The 21,540-nt window shown below is 65.4% G+C and carries 25 protein-coding genes and 1 tRNA gene; 9 read left to right on the top strand and 17 right to left on the bottom strand.

Annotated elements, in window-relative coordinates; genetic code table 11:
* The first annotated feature begins 90 nt into the window (after positions 1–90).
* Positions 91–492: a DUF302 domain-containing protein gene (locus tag B0T44_RS04225; RefSeq protein ID WP_077116327.1), complete on the top strand. Its 402-nt coding sequence runs from the start codon at positions 91–93 to the stop codon at positions 490–492.
* A 242-nt stretch (positions 493–734) separates the two neighbouring features.
* Here B0T44_RS04225 and B0T44_RS04230 read toward each other — a convergent pair whose 3' ends face one another.
* The gene (locus B0T44_RS04230) at positions 735–1,544 is read right to left on the bottom strand and encodes a TetR/AcrR family transcriptional regulator (RefSeq protein ID WP_254854179.1); all 810 of its coding nucleotides are present in this window, start codon (positions 1,542–1,544) and stop codon (positions 735–737) included.
* A 417-nt stretch (positions 1,545–1,961) separates the two neighbouring features.
* Between B0T44_RS04230 and B0T44_RS04235 the strand changes: the two genes are divergently transcribed.
* A tRNA-Pro gene (locus tag B0T44_RS04235) sits at positions 1,962–2,038 on the top strand.
* Positions 2,039–2,445: 407 nt separating this feature from the next.
* Here the strand turns inward: B0T44_RS04235 and B0T44_RS04240 are convergent.
* Positions 2,446–2,913: a DUF6463 family protein gene (locus B0T44_RS04240; protein WP_175647988.1), complete on the bottom strand. Its 468-nt coding sequence runs from the start codon at positions 2,911–2,913 to the stop codon at positions 2,446–2,448.
* Complete coding sequence (locus B0T44_RS27815; RefSeq protein WP_254893654.1) at positions 2,910–3,032, bottom strand: hypothetical protein; 123 nt, start codon at positions 3,030–3,032, stop codon at positions 2,910–2,912. Before B0T44_RS27815 ends, B0T44_RS04240 begins: the two co-directional genes overlap by 4 nt.
* A gap of 78 nt (positions 3,033–3,110) precedes the next feature.
* Between B0T44_RS27815 and B0T44_RS04245 the strand changes: the two genes are divergently transcribed.
* Entirely contained in the window at positions 3,111–3,713 is a 603-nt protein-coding gene (locus B0T44_RS04245; protein WP_254854178.1) for a TetR/AcrR family transcriptional regulator, read from the top strand.
* A 64-nt stretch (positions 3,714–3,777) separates the two neighbouring features.
* Here the strand turns inward: B0T44_RS04245 and B0T44_RS04250 are convergent, their stop codons facing one another.
* The 4 genes from B0T44_RS04250 to B0T44_RS04265 all read right to left on the bottom strand — a co-directional run bounded on the left by B0T44_RS04250 (position 3,778) and on the right by B0T44_RS04265 (position 6,159).
* Positions 3,778–4,056, bottom strand: coding sequence for a hypothetical protein (locus B0T44_RS04250; RefSeq protein WP_077116324.1), 279 nt, complete (start codon positions 4,054–4,056; stop codon positions 3,778–3,780).
* Between the two features lie 161 nt (positions 4,057–4,217).
* Positions 4,218–4,424: a hypothetical protein gene (locus tag B0T44_RS26940; RefSeq protein WP_175647987.1), complete on the bottom strand. Its 207-nt coding sequence runs from the start codon at positions 4,422–4,424 to the stop codon at positions 4,218–4,220.
* 204 nt (positions 4,425–4,628) lie between these two features.
* The gene (locus B0T44_RS04260) at positions 4,629–5,273 is read right to left on the bottom strand and encodes a DUF1579 family protein (RefSeq protein ID WP_077116323.1); all 645 of its coding nucleotides are present in this window, start codon (positions 5,271–5,273) and stop codon (positions 4,629–4,631) included.
* 43 nt (positions 5,274–5,316) lie between these two features.
* Positions 5,317–6,159 (bottom strand): oxidoreductase, encoded by an 843-nt coding sequence (locus tag B0T44_RS04265; protein WP_217697472.1) that lies wholly within the window; start codon positions 6,157–6,159, stop codon positions 5,317–5,319.
* Positions 6,160–6,244: 85 nt separating this feature from the next.
* On the opposite strand from B0T44_RS04265, the gene B0T44_RS04270 reads away from it, so the two are divergent.
* Complete coding sequence (locus tag B0T44_RS04270) at positions 6,245–7,150, top strand: LysR family transcriptional regulator (protein WP_077116442.1); 906 nt, start codon at positions 6,245–6,247, stop codon at positions 7,148–7,150.
* Between the two features lie 752 nt (positions 7,151–7,902).
* Here the strand turns inward: B0T44_RS04270 and B0T44_RS04280 are convergent.
* The gene (locus B0T44_RS04280; protein WP_217697471.1) at positions 7,903–8,394 is read right to left on the bottom strand and encodes an SDR family NAD(P)-dependent oxidoreductase; all 492 of its coding nucleotides are present in this window, start codon (positions 8,392–8,394) and stop codon (positions 7,903–7,905) included.
* Between the two features lie 74 nt (positions 8,395–8,468).
* On the opposite strand from B0T44_RS04280, the gene B0T44_RS04285 reads away from it, so the two are divergent.
* On the top strand, positions 8,469–9,092 hold the full coding sequence (locus B0T44_RS04285; RefSeq protein WP_217697470.1) for a TetR family transcriptional regulator: 624 nt from the start codon (positions 8,469–8,471) through the stop codon (positions 9,090–9,092).
* Positions 9,093–9,201: 109 nt separating this feature from the next.
* On the top strand, positions 9,202–11,994 hold the full coding sequence (locus B0T44_RS04290; protein ID WP_077116320.1) for an aminotransferase class I/II-fold pyridoxal phosphate-dependent enzyme: 2,793 nt from the start codon (positions 9,202–9,204) through the stop codon (positions 11,992–11,994).
* A 38-nt stretch (positions 11,995–12,032) separates the two neighbouring features.
* Here B0T44_RS04290 and B0T44_RS04295 read toward each other — a convergent pair whose 3' ends face one another.
* From B0T44_RS04295 to B0T44_RS04325, 7 genes are read right to left on the bottom strand one after another with little or no spacing between them, the layout of a single operon-like run.
* The gene (locus B0T44_RS04295) at positions 12,033–12,557 is read right to left on the bottom strand and encodes a flavin reductase family protein (protein WP_077116319.1); all 525 of its coding nucleotides are present in this window, start codon (positions 12,555–12,557) and stop codon (positions 12,033–12,035) included.
* Between the two features lie 8 nt (positions 12,558–12,565).
* The gene (locus B0T44_RS04300) at positions 12,566–12,913 is read right to left on the bottom strand and encodes a cupin domain-containing protein (RefSeq protein ID WP_077116318.1); all 348 of its coding nucleotides are present in this window, start codon (positions 12,911–12,913) and stop codon (positions 12,566–12,568) included.
* 12 nt (positions 12,914–12,925) lie between these two features.
* Positions 12,926–14,380, bottom strand: coding sequence for a 4-hydroxyphenylacetate 3-hydroxylase family protein (locus B0T44_RS04305; protein WP_077116317.1), 1,455 nt, complete (start codon positions 14,378–14,380; stop codon positions 12,926–12,928).
* Position 14,381: 1 nt separating this feature from the next.
* Positions 14,382–15,062, bottom strand: a complete 681-nt coding sequence (locus B0T44_RS04310; protein WP_077116316.1) for a DUF2848 family protein — start codon at positions 15,060–15,062, stop codon at positions 14,382–14,384.
* Complete coding sequence (locus B0T44_RS04315) at positions 15,059–15,871, bottom strand: carbon-nitrogen family hydrolase (RefSeq protein ID WP_077116440.1); 813 nt, start codon at positions 15,869–15,871, stop codon at positions 15,059–15,061. The genes B0T44_RS04310 and B0T44_RS04315 overlap by 4 nt, the downstream gene beginning before the upstream one ends.
* A gap of 23 nt (positions 15,872–15,894) precedes the next feature.
* Positions 15,895–16,539, bottom strand: a complete 645-nt coding sequence (locus B0T44_RS04320; protein ID WP_077116315.1) for a GntR family transcriptional regulator — start codon at positions 16,537–16,539, stop codon at positions 15,895–15,897.
* A 23-nt stretch (positions 16,540–16,562) separates the two neighbouring features.
* On the bottom strand, positions 16,563–17,933 hold the full coding sequence (locus B0T44_RS04325; RefSeq protein WP_077116314.1) for an MFS transporter: 1,371 nt from the start codon (positions 17,931–17,933) through the stop codon (positions 16,563–16,565).
* Between the two features lie 311 nt (positions 17,934–18,244).
* On the opposite strand from B0T44_RS04325, the gene B0T44_RS04330 reads away from it, so the two are divergent.
* From B0T44_RS04330 to B0T44_RS04340, 3 genes are all read left to right on the top strand, one after another.
* Positions 18,245–19,255, top strand: coding sequence for an asparagine synthase-related protein (locus B0T44_RS04330; RefSeq protein ID WP_077116313.1), 1,011 nt, complete (start codon positions 18,245–18,247; stop codon positions 19,253–19,255).
* Positions 19,256–19,365: 110 nt separating this feature from the next.
* Positions 19,366–20,064 carry an NUDIX hydrolase gene (locus B0T44_RS04335; RefSeq protein WP_077116312.1) on the top strand — a complete coding sequence of 233 codons (699 nt, stop codon included), beginning with the start codon at positions 19,366–19,368 and terminating at the stop codon, positions 20,062–20,064.
* 130 nt (positions 20,065–20,194) lie between these two features.
* Positions 20,195–20,470, top strand: a complete 276-nt coding sequence (locus tag B0T44_RS04340; RefSeq protein WP_077116311.1) for a YggT family protein — start codon at positions 20,195–20,197, stop codon at positions 20,468–20,470.
* Positions 20,471–20,562: 92 nt separating this feature from the next.
* Here B0T44_RS04340 and B0T44_RS04345 read toward each other — a convergent pair whose 3' ends face one another.
* Both B0T44_RS04345 and B0T44_RS04350 read right to left on the bottom strand, forming a co-directional pair.
* The gene (locus B0T44_RS04345; protein ID WP_217697479.1) at positions 20,563–21,138 is read right to left on the bottom strand and encodes an NADPH-dependent FMN reductase; all 576 of its coding nucleotides are present in this window, start codon (positions 21,136–21,138) and stop codon (positions 20,563–20,565) included.
* Between the two features lie 124 nt (positions 21,139–21,262).
* Positions 21,263–21,409, bottom strand: a complete 147-nt coding sequence (locus B0T44_RS04350) for a DUF1059 domain-containing protein (protein WP_077116309.1) — start codon at positions 21,407–21,409, stop codon at positions 21,263–21,265.
* Between the last annotated feature and the right edge of the window lie 131 nt (positions 21,410–21,540).

Genomic DNA, 21,540 nt, shown 5'->3' on the forward strand with positions numbered 1-21,540 from the left:
GGCGGGTTCGCCATCGCTGCCGACAGGCTGCGAGACTGGATTACCAGGTAAAACTGCTCCGATCCGAACGTCGAGAAGAAAGGAAGCACCATGGAAGTCGCACTGTCGACCACCCTGAACACCACCTTCGACGACGCTGTCACCCGAACCAGGCAAGCGCTGTCCGAACACGGTTTCGGCGTGCTCACCGAGATCGATATGAAAGCCACCCTGAAAACGAAAATCGGGGCGGATATGGAGGACTACCTGATCCTCGGCGCCTGCAACCCGTCGCTGGCGCACCGCGCAGTCGGTGTGGACCGGCAAATCGGATTGCTCCTGCCCTGCAACGTCGTGGTGCGCACCGACACCTCCACCCAGAACACGATCGTCGTCGAGGCGATGAACCCCGAGGTGATGGTCGCGGTGACCGAGGAACCCGGACTACGCGGCGTCGCCGCTGACGCCACCACCCAGCTTCAGGCTGCGATCGATTCCCTGAACGCTCGATAAGCCCAGACCGCCTCCGACGAGTAGCAGGCCTGGGCGACCGATGCGCTGACGGTGCAGCTGTTACCCGGCCCTGCTGAGACAGACCTGCCTTCAGCGAACGAGCCCAGGATCCGATCTGTGCACGACGCTCTCGGCTCTCTGGCCTCCACTACCCCGGTATCGCCAGGCGGAACTTACCTCGTTGAACGGCCCCCTACGGCGAGGACGACCGAGGGACGGGACAGTGCGCGGCGCCGCATCGTTCACTCGTGATCGGTTGCGGATTCCATCAGGCCATTCAGCAGAATCTCCGCATAGATATCGCCGATCTCCCGCGGTGACACCGGCCCGCTCAGGTCGAGCCATACATGCGTCCAGGCGCCCATGCCGATGATTCCGAACGCGATGAGCCGAGGCGGGCCGAGTTTTCGGAATACACCCGCTTGCATACCGGCGTCGATCGCGTCGACGAAATATTGCTCGAATTCGTCACGTTTGTGCTGGATCTCGGCGAACACCTCGCCGGACAGGAAACGCCGCTCCTGCAGGAACACCGCGATCTCGGATTTGTAGATCGACATCGGTTCCAGCAGCGCCTCCGCGACGAGTCGTCGCAGTACCTGCTCAGGGGACTGCTGACTATCGGCCAGCACATTGCGCGCACGGCCGAGCTGGTAATTGATGAACTCGTCGTGCACCCTGCGCAGCAGGTCCTCTTTGCTTTCGAAATGATGATAGAAGGCGCCCTTGGTCAGCTCCGCACCCTCGACGATGCTCTGCACCGACGTGGCCGCGTAACCCTTCTGCTCGAACAACCGGACCGCGCTTTCGAGCAGCGCCCGGCGCGCACCCTCGGGGTCGCGAACACGACGACTGTTCTGCCTCCCGCCGGTACTCGCCGGCTTCTTGGAGTTCGCGACCGCTTCGACAAGGCTCTGAACTGCACTCGGGTCGTACCCACTCCGCTCGAACAGCTGCACCGCGCTGTCGATCAACGCCTGCCGATCACCGGTGGGCGCACGCCCCCGGCGCCCGCCCTGTCTGCTCTCGGTGGTCTTCGGTTCTCTCGCCACAATGCCTCTCTCCATTACGCCGTGAGCACCTTCTCCTGTCGACCCGGCGACCCGAGGGCGGCTCCAACCCCATGAGGTTACTTTGTATACCAACGAGTTGGTAGGCTGCAGGTTTTTCTACAGCTCATATCCCCGGCAGCTACGCAAGGTACAGGACCTTCTTCCAGCAAGCCTGCACGCACAAACATTCCCACCAGAAATGCCGACACACCGGTCGGTACGGAAGGTTAGCAGATCCACACCTGCACGGGAGCGGTTTCGGACCAGACTATCGAACCATTCCGCCCCACCTCAGATCACCACAACCCGGCCTCGCTGCAACACCCCACGCAGCCACACAAACCGCCCCTGAGCTGCCGATTCGCCCTTACGAAGCCTACTGAGGTAATCTCTCTGAGCGGCCCGACAGGGCCACAACGGGCTGTGGCGCAGTTTGGTAGCGCACTTGACTGGGGGTCAAGTGGTCGCAGGTTCAAATCCTGTCAGCCCGACCATGAAACCCCTTCCGACCTGCATCGGAAGGGGTTTTCTCATCAACGGGACGGTACTCGGATTCGGCGTGAACCGGCCGAAATCTCATACTTTCGAGCCCTGTCCGTGTGCCCAGCGCTCGAGGACCTCCGGGACACACTGATGGCCACCGAACTCGCCTGCGGGACCGAATTCCACGAACCGCAACCTGACAACTCGCCGAACTGATCACTCACGGCTCGACGCCACAGCCTGATGAAACCCGGTCCGTGCCTGACGGTCCCCATCGCGCGAAATCCATCTGGCCGGCCGGAGCCGGCCGTGAACCTATGCTTTGGCGGCGGAAGCCCAGGCGGCGAACACAGCCCTGCCCACGGAAACACCGAGGCACAGGACAGGTATCCCCCGCCGTGGCGGGCGAGACCGATCGTCAGGATGATGTCTCCACACCTTCATGGCGTCGCAGATCACGCCGCGGCCGAGGTCCCGGAACCTTTTCCTCGACGGCGTGTTTGCGTGCCGCCAACCCGATCAACGCACCGGGAACGATCGCGGCGAAGAAGGGGGACGGTCCGAGTAGGACACCGTCGAGAAGGCCCCATGTCATCAGTACCCAGCCGATCCCGGCGGGTATAGGCACACCGCGTTTCGCGAGATGCCACAGCAGGCAGCCCAGCAGGATCAGGGGTACGGCGAAGCCACCGGGTCCGGACCAGAACGTGACCGCATCGTCGACCGACGCCGCGTCTCGATCCAGGAACGGGACAGTCGACCACAGACCCCGGCCGACCCACGTGCCGATGTGTTGCCCTGCCGTGAGCACAAGTATCACCAGGTGACCGACGCCGAGCGTGATCATGATTGCGCTCGCCCAGCGGAGCATCGTGAGCGGGCTCAACGGTTCTCTCCCAGGTGGTCGACCAGATCGGCGCCCCGCGCGAGCGCGTGGATGTCGTCGCCCTCGACGACACCGACCCGGTCTCCCTGCTCAGACCGGTAGGTGTCCCACTTCATCATCGCCTCCTGTGTTAATCAACATAGAAAGTGTTACATGTACAGCCAGTGGCCCGCCAGCCATGGGTAGACTGCCTGACCGTGAAGTCTTCACGGGCCACCCGACGGGCGGAGATGACCCAAGAGAGCCGCAGGCTCCTGGTCGAAGCGGCCGCCGAACTGTTCGCCGAGCGCGGCTATCGGCAGACCACATTCGAGGACATCGCAACGCGATCCGGGGTGAGCCGCGGCTCGATCCCCTGGCACTTCGGCAACAAGGAGGGCCTGCTCGGCGCGGTCGTCGAACACGTCGTGGCCGACCTCCGCGCCGACGACACGAACACACTCGGACCCAGCACCCTCGACGAGGCGTTGCGCGCGCTCGTGTCGTTCACCCGGAACCCGTCGACACAGCTCTTCGTCACGCTCATCGCCGAGGCCATGGAACCCGGCTCGGCACTGAACAAGTGGTACGCAAGCCTGCACGAAGCACTGCGCGCCAAAGTCCGCTCCTGGCTCCTCCAGGTCGATCTGCCCAACGGCGTGGACGCCGACGACCTCGACACGGTCCTGGTCGGCGCGGTTATGGGCATCCACCAGCAGTGGCGCATCAACCCCGACGCCATCGACCTCGACCGCACTTACGCAACCGTCGGCATTTTGCTGCGCTCGGCTGGCATCGGCACACCGCGATCCTCGCGCTGAACCTGGCCTCACCGGCTCGAGCCCGTCCGGTTCCCGCACCTCGATGTGGTCGTCCGCAGAGGAGCTATCGGCTGTTGACAGGCCGCATCGCAGGGAGCAGCTGGCGCCCTGCGGCCATGTCGAGCAGGATCACAGAGTCGACACGCGGCCGTCTGCTACACAAACGCGAGGCCCCCGCATGACCAGCCGTCCGCTGCTGAACAGCCGACCACTCTTCGACGCCGACCTCCACCTCGATCGGCATGCTGAAGTCGAAGCGCTGACGATGCAGGCGGTATGCCTGCGCGCCCACGATGGTGCCGGCGCCGTCCATCAACGCCTGTGCGGCGCCCAGCGATGCCATGTCGCGCTCACGGGTTTCTACTCCGGCGCACTGTAATTCGTTATGGCGGCGTCGACGATGCTGACGTCGATAGCAGTCGGTGTCCCGCTCGCCGTCGTGCGCCCGTGTGGGATGGCGGCGAACCGGCAGGTAGCCCGGTCTACCGGGGTAGCTGGTGGTGCTCAGAGCACGACCTCGGCGAAGCGGTCGATCTGGTCAGGGTCGGTGCCGTAGCAGTACAGCATGGTCTCGTCGGCGCCGAGGTCTTCGAATTGTTTGATGCTGGAACGGATCTGGTCGGGGGTGGTGAGCAGGCCGGCGGCCATGTGATCGGCGCGGCCGCTGAACTCGTAGTAGCCGAGGATCGCGGCGCGGGCCTGGTCGATCAAGGGTTGGGGGCCGAGGACGGCGTTGAGTTGGGCGACGATGCGCGGGGCGCCGGAGCGGCCGTGGTCGATCCAGGAGCGTCGGGCGAGGTCGAAAAGAGTGCCCGCCCAGGAGGGTGCGGCGGCGACCCGTCGACCTGACTCATGCCGAAACCTCCAGCAGGACCAACATCACACCAGCACAACGAAATACAGTATGCACCTCGGTCACCTGCGCCGAGTGAGTACGACGCGATCCGCGAGCAGTTCCGGCTCACCCGGCGGCGTGAAGTAGATCTCCATGACGGTGCGGTCGAGTGATTCCAGCTTGATCAGAGTGCGCATCGGGATGGTCATGCCGATGTTCTGCTCGCCGGTGAGGCCGGGATCGGTGAAGTCACCGGTCATCGAGATCTCGGCCGCGCTGCCGCTGCCCTTGGCGCCCTGGTAGGTCATCATCATCGGCGACACACTGTCGACGGTCGACCACTCGTACCGATCGTCTACCGTCGAATAACCGAGGTGGCCTAGCCGGTAGTACGGCCGGTCGCCCAGCATTCCCTCGACCTCCTCTTCGAGGAAATTGTTGCCGGTCTTGCCGATCCAGCGCCACCGGGAGACCAGGTCGTGTCCACGCAAGGGGTTGTCGGGTGTTCCGCCCGCCACGAAGGTCGCCTTCTCGACGTTCCATTCGCCGACGAGCTGATCGAGCCTGGCGTGGCCGGGATCCTGGTGCTCCGGAGCGGCGCCGGCAATCGTGATGCCGGTCTCGGCGACGGTGGACTCGGTGGCGGCCGTCCCGCAGGCGGTGCCGAGCAGTGCGATGGTGACGAGCACCGTGGGGAACAGACGGCGGAACTTGTTCGATGTCACGGGAATTCCTTTGATCTGCGACCGCTCGGACTGGAGGGGTACTTCAGTTCTGGTCGAATTCGGTGTTGCGCGCGACCTTTTCCCACACCAGGAGGTCGGTCCGCTCGCGATCGAGGTGATCGAGAATGGTGTCGATCGAGTCGCTGCCGAGGGGAAGGCGCAGCGGCGTGCGCTCGGCCTCGAGCGCGGTGCGGATGGCCGCGGCAGCCTTGGCCGGGTCGCCGGGCTGGAGGCCGTCGTTGCTTTCGACCATGCGGCGGGTGGCACCGACGGTCTCGGCGTAGGTATCGGTCTCGGCGCTGAAGTAGGCCGAGCCCGGCCCGAACAGCCCGGTGCGGAAGGCGCCGGGTTCAACGACGAGCACCCGGATCCCAAATGGGCGCACCTCGTCGGCCAGCGCCTCCGACAGCCCTTCCAGGGCAAATTTCGTCGCGCTGTAGGCGGAGAAACCGGCGAAGGATCCCCGCCCACCGACACTGCTCATCATGACGATCGCGCCGCGGCGCTGGGCGCGCATGTGCGGGAGCACGGCACGGGTCAGCGCCGCGGGACCGAACACGTGCAGGTCGAACAGGTCGCGCAGCTCACGATCGGTGGTTTCCTCCACTGCGCCGACCTGGGTGCGCCCTGCGTTGTTGACCAGAACGTCGATGCGGCCGTGCCTGGCGACGACGTCGGCGACGACCGCGTCGATCCGCGCGGTGTCGGTGACGTCGAGGGCGACGGTATCGATCTGGTCCGGATACGCGGCGACCAGGTCGTCCAGCGCCGCAGTGCGTCGGGCCACCGCGACGACGGTGTCACCGGCGGCGATCGCGTCCTGGGCGATCGCCCGTCCGAAGCCGCTGCTCGCGCCGGTCACCAGCCAGATCTTCGGGTTGCTCATCATGTCTCCTCGTTCGTGGGTTCGTCGTCGATCTTTGCGGTCGCACCGGCGCGGCGTCCAAGACTCTTTGTGATATCCAATGGTTATGGATGTGCACGGTCGCGAGCTGCGGTACTTCGTCGCGGTCGCCGAGCAGCTGAACTTCACCAGGGCCGCCGAAGGGCTGTTCGTCTCCCAGCCTGCACTGAGCAAGCAGATCCGCATGCTCGAGCGTCAGCTGGGAGCGCGATTATTCGAGCGGGACGGGCGTTCGGTGCGGCTGACCCCCGTGGGGGAGGCGCTGTTGCCGCACGCGCGGCGGATGCTGGCCCTGTGGGACCAGGCGCGGGCCGAGGTTGACACCGCGAAGGCGGCCCAGCTGGCGAGCCTGGTGATCGGGATCAGCACCAGCCCCGGCCGCGGACTGCTGCCCGCGGTGCGCTCCCGCTTCGCCACCGCTTTTCCGTCGGCCAAACCCGTGTTGCGCCAGGTAGCCTGGGCGGATCCCACGGCAGGCCTGGGCGATTCGACCACCGATGTGGCCTACGTCTGGCTACCGCTGACCGATGCCGCCCGCTACGAATGGATTGTGGTGGCCCACGAACCACGACTGGTCGCGCTGCCCGAGACCCATCGCCTCGCGGCACAGGAGACCGTCGACTTCGCCGACCTCCTCGACGACCCCTTCCTCGCCTTACCGGAATCCGCGGGCACACTGCGCGATTACTGGCTCGCTCTGGACGCGCGCGACGGACACCCACCGATCATCGGTGGCGAAGTCTCCAGCACCGAGGAGACCTACGAGGCGGTCAGGGGCGGCGACGGCATCGTCCTCCTGGCCGCGGGCAACGCCTCCCTGGTGATCCACGACGGCATCGTCGCCCGCGAGGTCCGCGGCATCACCCCCAGCGAACTCGCCCTCGCCTGGCGCCGCGACGACCACCGCCCCTTGGTCCGCGGCTACGCCGAGGCATGCCGCCTCGCTCTGGCGGGCAGCGGGATTCATCGGTGATCGCCGGCGGCGCACCGTTGTCCACCCCAGCGGTCCGAGCAGCTCCGCACCAAGGCGATGCGTAGTTGCCCCAGTAGGACTTTCGCGGCGGGGATGCGGGCCGATCGGTGCGGTGAACCAGGGTGAGGCGGCCGCCCGATGTCCGCCAACAGTTTCAGCTTCCCGCCCAGCGCGGAAACACATGCGGCGAGAGCTTCGACCGTCGCGACCTCACCATGCTCATAGCAGCCGCAGCAGCAACAGGCACATCCGTTATCGGCCATGGTTACCATGGTCGGCGGACGGTTCCAGGACAGGCAGAGACGCCGCTGACCAGCCCTTTCCCATTTCGTTCCTGTTTACGACGGTGCCTTTCGCGGACTACCAGGCACCGACAGGTTTCACGTCCCATGCCAGCCGAATCCGAGGTTTGGTTTGCAGCGCGAGAGGTTCGGTCGTGTCCCCCGGGAGCCAGAGCCGCAGACCTTCGTAGTCGGACGGGCCTCGGTCTACACTCAACCGCTCCAACCGGCGAAGACGGCCCAGGTAAGTATGTTCCTGCCCACATGCACAGAGGCTGATATATGCCTCCCCCGCTGTTGGGTCGAGCGAGAACAAGACGGCCTGAGTCCCACGGGTGAGCCGGAACGAATGCAGTCCGACGGGCCACTCGAGATCCTCGAACTCTCGTGTCGGCTCGCCCTCGAAGAGCCAGATGAGATCGACGAGGTCGGGAATCTCCACGCGTTGACAGTAGTGGAGTAGCGGTGGGGTCAGGCGACGTAGGACTTCTCCCCTTGCAGGTTGTCCAGGTCGATCTGCCCCTTCGGGATGCCGCCGGTGATATTGACGACCCGGGCCGGCTGTCGAGTCGACGCAGCGGCCGTCAGAGCCGGCATCAGCCAGTGCGTGAGACAGAACGGCGCGATCACATCGACCGCGAACGCGGTCTCGAGGCCGTCCTCGGTCAGTATCCGGTGAGATCGCGTTGCGCCCGCGTTGTTGATCAACACGTCCACACCACCGGTCCGGTTGCTGACCTCCTCGGCGAGATGGCGCACATCGCGGAGCCGGGACATGTCGGCTGTGATCGCTTCGACGCGGCGATTCCCGCTGGAGCCGCGGAGCTCCTCCACTGCAGCATTGGCGCGGTCCTTGTCGCGCCCGACGAGGATGACGCTGGCACCCAGTCCGGCCAGGGCTCGCGCGGTCTCCTTTCCGATACCTCCAGTGCTCCCAGTCACCAGCACGGTCTTGCCTTCCACGGACACCACTCCACTCGCCATCCTGTCACTCGGTGACACTATAGACACCTGATGTCACTAAGTAGTCTGAGTGCGTGAAAGAAGGACTGCGCGAACGGACGCGCCGAGCAGTCCGGGCCGAGCTCGCCGAGGTCGCCATGGACCTGTTTGCTCGGAAGGGCTTCGACGAGACGACTGTCGAAGAGATCGCTAGCGCAGCCGGGATGACCAAGCGCAGCTTCTTCCGATACTTCCCCACCAAGGAAGACGTCGTCTTCGATGGCGTCGACCTCACCGGAGAGAAAGTTGTCGCCGACATCGCGGCTCGGCCTGAAGGCGAGGACGCCTGGGAGTCGCTGCATCGTGTGCTCCGGACCTGGCAGAGTGAGATCCATGCCAGCGAGCAGGTACTCGCTACCCTTCGGCTCATCGAGGCCACGCCCACGCTCGTCGGACGACTCCACCATCGACGAACCGAGTGGCGGCGGCGCGTCAGCGAAGCGCTGCAGAACCGCGCAGGGGCAGATACCGACGCATACACCGCGGACCTGCTCATCAACGCAGCCACCGCGGTGCTCGACGCCGTGTCCAGCGAGTGGGTGCGATCAGGCGGGAAGGCGGACCGCCCAACCCTGCTGGACCAGGGGTTCCGCCAGGTCCATGTCGATCCCAACGCGCGACGATCGCCGGCCACCACGACTTCGGAGAACACCGGCTAGGAATGCGGTCGGTTGCGGAGCACAATATGTGCAGGGATGAATGTCCCAAGGTGATCTGCCGGGTTCGGCAGATCACTTCGCCCACCGACCGAGGGGCGAGACTGACGACATGCACCGAGACGGCGAGCGCCCGAAAGGGCTTTCTGTTTCCGCGCTGGCGGCGGTAGCGAACCCGTCGTACTCGCGAATCGACACGTGGAATCTGCTCGACGATGCGTGCCGTCGGCTCGCTGATGTCAACTGTGCCGGGCTGGACACGACCCACGAGGCCGCCCGGGTGCGGCGCCTCCTCGATCGTCTCGGCGCCTACGAGCGGTACTGGTTGTATCCGGGGCCGGCGAGGCTGGCGGCGTTTCGCGGATATGTCGCCGACCTTGCCACGGTGCGGCTCACCGAGGAAGTGTCGCTGGCCGTGCGCCTGCTCTCCGAGTACGGCGACCGCGCGGCCGTGTTCGACACCTCCACGCCGTTGGCCGATCAGGAACTCGTGGCACGGGCCAAACAGCAGCAGTTCTACACCGTTCTGCTCGGCGACGATTCCCCGCCCGAGGCTCCCGAGAGCCTGGTGGAGAGCCTGCGGGCGCTGCGCGGCCCGTCCGACGATGTGCAGTTCGAGCTGCTTGTCGTGGCGAGCATCGAGGACGCCATCACCGCCGTCGCATTGAACGGCGAGATCCAGGCGGCGATCATTCGGCACGACCTGCCGCTTCGTTCCCGCGACCGGGTGCCGTTGATGACCACATTGCTCGGCGCCAACGACGAGGTGGTCGTGACCGACCGCACCCACGACTGGGTGGAATGCGGCGAGTGGATCAGGCAGCTGCGGCCGCATATCGACCTGTATCTGCTCACCGACGAGTCGATCGCCGCGGAGACCGAGGGCGAGCCGGACGTCTACGATCGCACGTTCTACCGGCTCAACGACGCCACCGACCTGTACAGTACGGTGCTCGCCGGCATCCGGAGGCGGTACGCCACACCGTTTTTCGACGCCCTGCGTGCCTATGCGGCCGCGCCGGTCGGCCAATTCCACGCCCTTCCCGTCGCCCGTGGAGCCAGCATCTTCAACTCCACATCGCTGCAGGACATGGGCGATTTCTACGGCCGCAACATCTTCATGGCCGAGACGTCGTCCACCTCCGGCGGGCTGGACTCACTGCTGGACCCACACGGCACGATCAGGGCGGCGATGGACAAAGCCGCCCTGACGTGGTCTGCCGATCAGACGTACTTCGTGACCAACGGAACATCCACCGCGAACAAGATTGTCGTGCAAGCCCTGACCCGGCCGGGCGACATCGTGCTGATCGACCGCAACTGCCATAAGTCGCACCACTACGGCCTGATGCTCGCCGGGGCATACCCGATGTATCTGGACGCCTACCCGCTCGAGCCGTTCGCGATCTACGGAGCCGTGTCCCTGCGCACCATCAAGAAGGCGCTGCTGGACCTCGAGGCGGCCGGGCAGCTGGATCGAGTGCGCATGCTGCTGCTGACCAACTGCACTTTCGACGGCATCGTCTACAACCCGCGGCGCGTGATGGAGGAAGTCCTGGCGATCAAGCCGGATATGTGCTTCCTGTGGGACGAGGCGTGGTACGCGTTCGCTACCGCGGTGCCGTGGGCACGACAGCGGACCGCGATGGTTGCCGCCGGGCAACTCGAATCGGCGTTGTCGTCGCCCCGGTATGCCGAGGAGTACCGCATGTGGCGTGCATCAATGCAGGGAGTCGACCGCGCCGAGTGGAGCAACCACCGGCTGCTTCCCGACCCCGAGCGCGCGCGGGTACGCGTATACGCGACACATTCCACCCACAAATCGCTGTCGGCGCTGCGGCAGGCGTCGATGATCCATATCCACGACCAGGATTTCAAAGCTCTCGCCCGCGAGGCGTTCGCCGAGGCGTTTTCGACCCACACCTCGACGTCGCCGAACCAGCAACTCCTGGCGTCGTTGGATTTGGCGCGGCGGCAGGTCGATATCGAGGGCTTCCAGCTGGTCCGGCACGTCTACGATATGGCGCTGGTGTTCCGGCACCGCGTCCGCAAAGACCGGCTGATCGGCAAATGGTTCCGCATCCTCGACGAGGCCGACCTGGTGCCCGGCGAGTTCCGGCCCTCTGAAGTCAGCTCGTACCGGCAGGTCAGGCAGGGTGTCTTGGCAGAGTGGAACGAGGCGTGGCGATCCGATCAGTTCGTGCTCGACCCGACCCGGGTCACCTTGTTCATCGGCAAGACCGGCATGAACGGGTACGAGTTCCGCGAGAAGATCCTGATGGACCGATTCGGCATCCAGATCAACAAGACCTCGATCAACAGTGTGCTGTTGATCTTCACCATCGGCGTCACCTGGTCGAGCGTGCACTACCTGCTCGACGTGCTGCGCCGGGTGGCCGGCGACTTCGAGAGCAGCAGGAGCGCGGCCGGTAAGGCCGACCGCGCCCTGCACCAGCGCCGGGTCGACGAGATCACCAAGGAACTGCCTGCGCTGCCCGACTTCAGCGAGTTCGACAGCGCGTTTCGTCCCGACAGCGCCAGCTCGTTCGGCGACATCCGATCGGCCTTCTACGCCGGGTACGAGGAGCCCGACCGCGAACACGTCCTGCTCGGCGACGCCGGGCGACGACTCGCCAAAGGGAAGCCCCTGGTGTCCGCCACCTTCGTCGTCCCCTACCCGCCCGGCTTCCCGGTGCTGGTGCCGGGGCAGGTGATCTCGCGGGAGATCCTGTATTTCCTGGCCGAGCTCGACGTCAAGGAAATTCACGGATACAACCCCGACCTCGGGTTATCGGTTTTCACCGAGGCCGCGCTCACGCGGCTGGCCGCGGCTCGGCGGGCCAGTGCCGCGGCGGTCGGTGCTGCGCCGGAGACAGCTCCGGCGCAGGCAGCCAACATCGGGTAGGCAGCTCCTGAACTGCCCAGCTCATCAGGTCGAAGATCTCAGTACCACCAGGGCAATTCGTCGTGGCCGAAGTCGTGGAAATCGCCGAAACGGCCGGAGTAGAACACCAGGCCGGTGCCGTCGCGCCAGCGCATATCGGTGACCTCCCCGTAGAAGACACGATGGTCGCCGATGTCGTGCGCGGTGTGGACGCGGCATTCCATCTGCGCCAGGGCGTCTGGGATCAACGGTAGCCCGGAACGGCTGCGGTCCACCGGCATGTCTTCGAACCGGGCGCCGCCGCGAGTGGCGAACCGCCGACCGATCGCTTCCTGACGGGAACCGAGAATCGACACAGCGAAGGTCTGGGTGGCTTCGACAGCGTCAGTGGTACGACTGCCGTGGGTGAGCGAGACAAGCAGAATCGGTGGTTCGAGACTGATCGAGGTCAGCGAGCTGATGGTCATCGCGCACGGGTTGCCGGTGCCGTCGTCGGCGCTGACGACCGCGACACCGGTGGTGAACCGCCCCATACTGCGTCTCATGTCCACCGGCGTCGGGCACTGGAAAGCCGGTAAAGTCATGGTCGCTCCTACCTGCTGTGATAGCGAACTTCGAAGGTGACGACACCTTCGTCGGTGCGCCACGGGCCGTGCGGCATGCCCGGCGGGCGGCAGGCGTACATGCCTGCGGTGAAGGTTTCACCGAGAGTGAGATCGGTGAACGATCCTTCGAGGATGTAGACCTCTTCCCAGAAGTCGTGCCGCTGCACACCCATCGGCGTGGAGTCCGCGCCGGGCTCGTAACGCAGAATGCGGGTAGCCACCTTGCCTTCGGGGTCGCGGGCCAGGATGCGTTCGGTGATAGCGGGGTCATCGCCGGGGCAAACGGTGTACGCGACGTCGGTGACGGGGAAGAATTCGAATTCGGGCTTTGCCATTGCTGTTACCTCTCAGGCGGTTTCGGTCTTGTAGGCGGCGAGGAACTGCTCGACGTCGTGCAGTGGCTCCTCGTAGCCGTAGTTGCGGTAGGTGTAGGCGCCCTTCACCACGAACGGCGCACCGGCATAGAACAACTCGTACTGCTGGTGGCGGCCTGCGAATTCGGAGCCGATGATGTCCCAGGCCAGCTTGAACAACTTGATGCGTTCCTCGGACGGCACGCCGGGCGACTGCACATAGTGCGTGATATCGCCGGAAGTGAGGGGGCTGGTGAGGTCTGCGACGCTGGAAGGCAATTGGAGCACTCCCCCACCCACCAAGTCCCGCAGGATCGACAGCACACGCGGGTAGATCTCCGGCTGCAACCCCATAGATCCGTAGAGTGCGCGTTTGCCCGGCACCCACTGGCCGGCGGCATCCGCAGTGGCGGTGTATTCGGCGGCCAGCACGGCGGACTCGACACCGGCGACGAGCGCGGCGAGTTCGCCGAGTTTCTCTTGGACACTGGGGATTTTGTCGACTCCGTTGACCTGGGTGACGCGGCGGGCCACGCCCGCGATGAAGCGCAGTTTGGTGGCGAAGCGGATCTGGGCCTGCCAGTTGCCGAGTGCGTGTGCGCCGGTATCGAAGAACTGGCGCCGCACACCGGTGGTGTCGCGGTCGACGAACACGCGGTCCCAGGGGATGAGGACGTCGTCGAACACCACCAGGGAGTCCGGTTCGTCGTAGCGGCTGGTCAGCGGGTAGTCGAAGCTGCTGCTGGCCGCCGGGGCGTAGGGGCGGCGGCAGTAGAGCTTGAGGCCTGCGGCATTGGCGGGGACGACGAACGACACCGCGAAATCCTGGTCGTCGGGGCCCAGCGGTTTGATGCAGGACACCAGGATCTCGTCGGCGATGGCCGCGCCGGTGGCCAGCATCTGCGACCCGCGCACGACGATCCCTTCCTCGGTTTCGCGTACTACACCGACCTGCAGGAACTCCCCTTCCCAGCCGGAGGCGGTCGTCGCGCGTGACACCTGGGGCGGGATGATGGCGTAGGAGACGTACAGGTTCTCCGCGAGCAGCCGCCGGTGGAAAGCCGTGACATTCGCGGAGAAATCGCGGGTGCCCTCGGCGAAGATTTCCGGGTGAGCGGCGAAGGAAGCGAGGAAGGTGCCGACGTGGTCGGGGCTGCGTCCCACCCAGCCGTGCGTGTGCTTGGCCCATGTCTGGATCGCTTCCCGGCGGGCACGCAGCTCTTCCTGGCTGCGGGGGATGCCGAAGACCCGGTTGGCGGTGCCTCCGGTTTCCGGTGCAGTGTACTGCATGTTGTTGGCGGGGTCGGCGGCCAGATCGAACAGTTCGGCAATGGTCTGCGCGACCGGCGCGAACGCAGGGTGGGTGGTGACGTCGTCGATGCGTTCGCCGTCGACGAGGACGACCCGCCCGTCGTTCAGCGAGGCCAGATACTCGGCTCCGGTGCGCATATCATGCTCCTTCGGTGGTGGTGTAGGTGTGGGTCAGGACGCGCCCGTCGGGCAGTACCAGTTCGAGGTCCCAGCGGTTACCGGGAGTGAAGCGGCCGTCGAGCAACGGCAGGGTGCCTGCGAAGCAGATGAAGTCACCGCCGTCGTCGCCGACCCGTTCGGTGACGACACCGAGCAGGTCGACCGGGGTGCGCAGCGCCGCGAGGGTGCCGTCCTGGTAAAGCCGTCCGTCCACCCAACTGCGGGCACGGCAGGCATCCCAGTCGAAGTCTGCCCAGTCGCCGACCTCGACGATGTTCGGCCCGATCGGCTTGGCGCATACCCGTTTCGATTCGCCGATGTCGACGGTCTCGAGGTCACGATCGGTGTGGTCGGAACCGACGCCGAGGAAGTACCGGCCGTGGTGGCGCAGGATGACCGGCTCCACCTCACCGGAAGTGCCCGCACCGGGGACCGGGGTGTAGGCAGCGGTGGTGATCGTGGCCGTGGCGATCGGGTACAGCATCGGGACGTTCTCCGGAGGCGCTACCCCGATTGCGGCCAGCTCGTCGATGTGGTGGCGTACCGCGGCTTCGTCACGGCCGGTGTACCCGGCGACCAGCGCCCGCGCGCCGTCGAAGCGGAGGGTTTCTCCGGACTCGAGGACAGTGCAGCTCAGTAGGTCGTCGATGGTTTCGGTCATGACAGGACCTTTCGCATATTCAGGAAGCTGTAGTCGTCGAGCCGGTCGCCTAGCACGGGGAACTCTGCGCGGGTACGGGCGACCACGGCGGGGTCGAGTTCGGCGAGGGTGATTCCTTCGGAGTCGCCGGCTTCGGCGAGCACCTCGCCCCACGGGTCGACGATGCGGCTGTGTCCGCCGAACTCGACGCCGTTGTGGGTGCCCACCGCGTTGCAGGCGATGACAACGACCTGGTTGTCGACCGCCCGCGCAGAGGTGAGCAGGCGCCAGTGCGCCAGGCGGGATTTCGGCCAGGCCGCAGGCACGATGACGATTTCGGCGCCTGCTTGCACCAGTTCGGTCCACAGTCCGGGAAAGCGTAGGTCGTAGCAGGTGGTTGCGCCGATGGGGCCGAAGGCCGTGTCGGCGACCTGGATCTGCTGTCCGGGTTGCAGGAGTTCGGTCTCGAGGGACTGGTAACCGAAGACGTGAATCTTGCTGTAGTGGTGGGTGATTCGTCCTTCCGGGTCGATCAGCACGGCGGTGTTGCGCAGCTTGCCGCCGTCGGTGTGCTCGATGATGCTGCCCGCGTGCACGTAGCAGGTCCGGTCGCGGGCGATGGCCTGCAGGACCTGGACGGTCGCGCCGTCGAGATCTTCCGCGGCAGCCTGGTAGCTGTCGAAGTGGCTGTAGCCGACGCGCCACAGCTCGGGCAGCACGATCAGGTCGGCATCGGCGCTGAACGCGGCCAGCATCTGGCGTACCCGTTCGAGGCGATGCGCCGGAGTCTCGGGGTCGGGGCTGGCTATTTGCGCCAGTGCGACTTTCATCAGTTCGTCCTTGTGTGTCGGGGTCAGAACCTGGGCTGTTTGAGCGAGCACAGGGTGGTGTCGAGGTGTTCGCGCACCGCACGGATCGCGGCCTCGGTGTCGCTGGCGGCCAGCGCGTCGACGATGGCACCGTGCTCGATGAGGACCTGCTTCTTGCGCTGCTCGACGGAGAGCATGATCCGCACGCCCATCCGCATCTGCCGGTCGCGCAGCGAACGGTAGAATTCGTGCATCACCTGGTTGCCTGCGGCGCGGATGACCGTGGTGTGGAATTCGAGATCGTGGGCGATGAACTCGACGGGGTCGATATCGGCTTCTTGCCGCTTCACCAGTTCACGCAGCCGGTCGGGAACCTGGCCTGGATCCGGGGCGACCTCGGTGATCGACCACTCCTCCACGACCCGCCGAGCCTGCATCACGTCGTCGACGTCCTTGTCGGTCAAGGCCGGGATGTAGGCGCCCTTGTGGGGCACCCGGCGGACGAAGCCTTCGGCCTCCAGCCGGAGCAAGGCTTCGCGCACCGGCGTGCGTGAAGTGCCTGAAGCCGCCGCAACCTGGGCCTCGGACAGGAACATCTCTTCATCGCGAGGCAGGGTGAGGATGGTGTTCTTCAACCATTCGTAGGCCAGCTCCGGTGCGGAGGCCGCGCTGGACTTCGATGTCGTCATGAGAGATGCCCTTTCAGCTGTTGTTACGGGACGGCAACTGCCGTGTCCCCGGTCGCGTCGGATACCGGTGTTTCCTCGTGCATATCGGCCAGATCCACCGTGCGGGTTTCCCGCGCCACCAGCGCGGCGACCAAAGAGATCGCCCCCATGACCGCTAGATAGACGGCGATGGCCTGACCGGTGCCGAAGTGGTCGTACAGGGCGATGGCAATGATCGGAGCAAGCGAGCCCGCCAGCACCGAGGCCAGGTTGTAGGCCAGCGAAACCCCCGAATAGCGGACCTCGGTGGGAAACAGTTCGGAGAAGAAGGCACCGATCACCGCGCTGTAGGCCGCGAAGATGAGCAGTCCCACTGCGACCGCAAGGAAGATCGCGCCGGTGGCGGTGGTATCGAGCAGCGCGAAGAACGCGAACGCCCACACGATCGTCGCCACCGAGGCCCCGATGTAGATCGGCCTGCGCCCTATCCGATCCGCCAGCACCGCGAACAGCGGAATCGCCACCAAGGCCACCGCCATGCCGATCATCACCGCGCTCAATCCGGTGCCGCGTGGCAGGTCGAGGATCTGGGTGAGGTAAGTGATCACGAACAGCGAGAAGATGTAGAATCCGGCGTTCTCACCGAACCGGGTGAATGCCGCCAGCAAAATCTGGCGCCAGTACCCGCGAATGGCGGCATTCAACGGCATCCGCACCAGTCGCGGGCTCGTCACGGCCCGCGTCTGCTCGAACAACGGTGTCTCGGCGACATACAACCGCAGCACCAAACCGATCACTACCAGCAGCGCCGAAAGCCCGAACGCGATACGCCAGCCCCACGACAGGAAGGCCTCCTCCGACAACACTGCCCCCAGCAGCGCCAACACACCGGCAGCCATCAGGTTGCCCAAGGGCGGCCCCAGGTTGGGCCACGCAGACCAGAAGGCGCGCCGCTTGGAATCGCCGTGTTCGGAGACCAGCAGCACCGCCCCACCCCACTCGCCGCCGAGCGCGAAACCTTGTACCAGCCGCAACAGCACGAGCAGCAAGGGAGCGGCAACACCGATGGCCGCATAGGTCGGCAGTAGCGCGATGAGGAACGTCGATACACCCATCAGCAACAGGCTGGCGATAAGCGTTGCGCGGCGCCCTTTGATGTCACCGAAGTGGCCCAGGACGGCGGCGCCCAGCGGACGAGCAACGAAACCGACGGCATATGTCGCGAAAGCCAGCATGGTGCCGACCAATGGATCTTCGGAGGGGAAGAACAACTTGTTGAACACCAGCGCGGCTGCGGTGCCGTACAGGAAGAAGTCGTACCACTCCACCGCAGTGCCTGCCAGGCTAGAGCCTGCGATGACCGGCAGGCTGGTGTGCGGTCGCCGGTTGATAGATTTGTTTTTGGCGGTTGCCATCGCGGCTCCTCATCGCTTCGTCGCTCCGTGACGATCCATCCGCCCGATATCTACCTGCACGTAGATGTCCGAAAGGGCGATGGATGGTGCTGCCAGGCTCGGTGGTTGTTGGCGCAACCACCGAGCCCTCCCCGCCCGCTGATCCAGGCTGTGAAGCCGGTCACGAGCGGGCCGTGTACCAGTTGTATACCATCGGTCCACAATCGAGCAAGAGGTGAGCTCGATACGGTCGGCCAGGGCCGGCGAAACGAGGCATCAGCCATCGACCGCCGGTACCGACCGAACAACCCGACACAACTGGAACGGTGGACATGAACCACGCAACCGACCGGACCCCACAGACCGCCGAGCCGCTTCAGTTCGTCGCCGACCTCCTCGGGAATATCTCAGAACCGAACCCCGGCGTGCGCACTGTCATCGAACCAGCCGACGCTGCGCAGCTGATTGCAGAAGAGACTCGTTCGCGTATCGCGGCTGTGCTGGAAAAGTTCGGCGGCACCCCCGCGGTTCTGCTCAGTGGCGGCGTCGACTCCATCTACGTTGCCGCCGTATCGGTCGCGCTCGGAGCCGAACCGATTGCCGTCACCGTCGTCACCGATGGCCAGTCGGACGAAGCGAATGCGACGGCGGCAGCGCATGCTCTCGACCTCCGTCACGAGGTGGTCCGACTCAGCGCACCCGAGGTGGCCGAGCTTTCCCGCGACGTGATGCAGCGGCTCGGCACCTGCGAGCTCTGGGAAGTAACCGCGGGGATTCCGCTTGTTGCTGCCCGTCGCAGCTTCGAGACCATTGCAGACCTCGGCGCCATTCTCGGTGGCAGCGGTGCGGACGCGATTCTCGGCGGTGGTCGAAAGCTGACCCATCCGGCAACGTCACCCGAGGCGTGTGTCGAACTCGACCAGATCATTCGCACCGAGACGGCAGCCAACTTCCGGTATGACCGCCTGGTACCCGGCTTCTACCCAGCCCTGCTGGACGAATACGCCGACCGCCTGATTCATGTCTTCCAGACTGTGCGCTGGTGGCAGATCGCCGAATCGTTCGCTCCTCAGGTGCTCTTCGGCGACCATAACGGCCGTCCCGTGGACAAGCTCGCACTACGCCTGGCCTGCGCCACCCAGCTGCCGTCCGCAGCGAAACACCTAGCGTGGGGTGCGAAGTCCCCGATTCAACGCTCTTCAGGGCTCATGGCGGCTCTCACCACAGCCGCCAGGGCATATGCGGCGAACTTGCCTGGCGCTCAGACATATACAGACCCCATGAGCGAAGATGCCGAAGCAGTAGCCGTCCGGTTGTACCTTTCCCTACTGGAAAAGTCCTAGACCGGGGCAGCTCCCTTCGCCACGACCGCGAGCCGACCACCACCCGCTCACGCCGCGCCCTCGTTACGGGCGCCGATCACCGCACTTCGGGCTGAGGCAAGATCGTGGACATGAGCACTACCCCGCATCCACGCCTCCCCGGCAGTATCGACGAGTTCCGTGCGCTCGCGCGCTCCCGGCTGGTGGAGTTCCCGCGGGTCGCGGTTCCGGATGCTCCGGGTGTGCGCCGGGCCGCGGTGGTGTTGTGTGTGGTCCAGCAGTCCGGCGGGCCGCTGTCGGTGATCGTCATCAAACGGGCCTACCGTGGCCGCAACGCCGGGCAGTGGGGGCTGCCCGGCGGGCGCGTGGAGGAGGGCGAGACTGCTGAACAGGCGGCGGTCCGGGAACTACAGGAGGAGCTCGGGCTGCTGGTGGACCCCAGCGATGTCCTGGGCGTACTCGACGACTTCCCGGCCGCCTCCGGGTTCGCGATCACCCCGATTGTCGTCACGCTGCCCGCCACCACCGGCCTCGCCCCCAACCCCGACGAGGTCCACTCGGTGCATCTGGTGGATTTCGCCAGACTCGCCGCCGATGACACACCTCGCTGGGTGCATGCGCAGGACGCGGTGCAGCAGGACGAACTGCGTGACGATATCGCCCCCACCGACCGTTCCGGACTGCTGCAAATGCGACTCGGCCCGAATATGACCATCCACGCGCCCACCGGTGCGCTGCTATGGCAGTTCCGTGAGATCGTACTGCTGGGGCGCACTCCTTCCGCCGCCCGGGTCGCCCATTTCCGCCAGCCTGTGTGGACGCACCGTTAGCTTTCGGCAGTTCCCGCGAGCACAGGAGACCATCCGGATAATCGACTGAGAACACGACGACCACGGCGCCGTCGACACATCCCAGGGTGCTATCGGCAGACGGTGATGCCGTACCACAAAGGAGTTCACCATGAGCCTCATCGGAACTGTGCTCGGGTACGTCCTGACGGCTTTTCTGCTGCTGCTGATCGTCCGACTGCTGCTGGACTGGGCGAAGGTACTCGCCAGCACTCCCGTCTGGGTGGACCGAGCCCGCGACCTCGTGCACGCAGCGACCGAGCCGGTTATCGCGCCGGTACGGAAACTGCTGCCGCCGCTGCAACTCGGAGGGTTGGGGCTCGATCTGGCGTTCACTGTCGTCTTCCTTCTCACGCTCATCCTGCGTTCGATCGCCTTCAGCCTCTAGCAGGGCGGCGCATCAGACGGTCCAATCGTTCCAGGGGTGCGGACCGATGTAACGGTGGGGCAGCCCGACCGCAGGGTTGCTCAGGGCGTCCCTTACTTGCCGTAGGGTCGGGTGGCGCGGGCGTTGCGCAAAGCCTCACCCCACCAGTGGAGTTGATCCAGCAGGGTGGTTGCGGCGGCCTCGGTGGCCGGGTCGGTGATCAGTGCGCCCGTATCGTCGAGCTGGTTCCACGGGTTGTGGAAGCTGACGGTGTCGCGCACGGTGACCGCGTGCAGTTCGGCGAATACGCCGCGCAGATGCTCGACCGCCCGCAGCCCGCCGGACAGTCCGCCGTAGCTGACGAAACCGACCGGCTTGGCCTGCCATTCCGCGAAGTGCAGGTCGATGAGGTTCTTCAACGCGCCCGGGTAGCTGTGGTTGTACTCAGGGGTTACCACGACGAAAGCGTCCGCTTCGGCCAGCACGGGCTGGGTTTCGGCGACCGCAGGAGCGGGGGCACCGAAAGAATGCGGCAGATCGGCCGCACCGACGTCGACCACGGTCGCCGCCAACTCCGGGCGGGCCCGAACCCTGGCCAGGAACCAGTCACCGACCGTCGGCGCGAAACGACCGTCCCGGGTGCTGCCGATCACCACGGCTACCCGCAGCGGCTGGGCGGTCGTGTCGATGGCGGTGGATGTGTGTGTCATCGGTGCCTCCATATCGTGCTTGCACGGCCTGTCGGGCCGCTCTGGAGTACACCCTGATTCCTAAAGTATTGTTGAGGTCAAGTTCGGGGCCGGCGCCACTCGGTCAGTACGCGATGAACAGGATCTCGTCCCGCGAATAGTCGTGCCCCGGATGGTTCTCGGCCAGATGCGCCTGCGTCTTCGCCACCAGGTCGTCTTCATCTGTCCCCCGGATGGCCTCACCGCAGGGGCAGTTGAGGTTTCGCTTCATCGATCATCCCTTCTCTGTCGAACGCACGCGGTCGGTGCCTGTCATCGTGCGCCTCCTGATCCGTCGCCTCATGGCCGGAGAGGCCATAATGTGAGCCACAGACCAACCGATACTACGTTCACAACTCCATC

This window comes from Nocardia donostiensis, from assembly GCF_002081715.1.
Taxonomy (GTDB): Bacteria; Actinomycetota; Actinomycetes; order Mycobacteriales; family Mycobacteriaceae; genus Nocardia; species Nocardia donostiensis.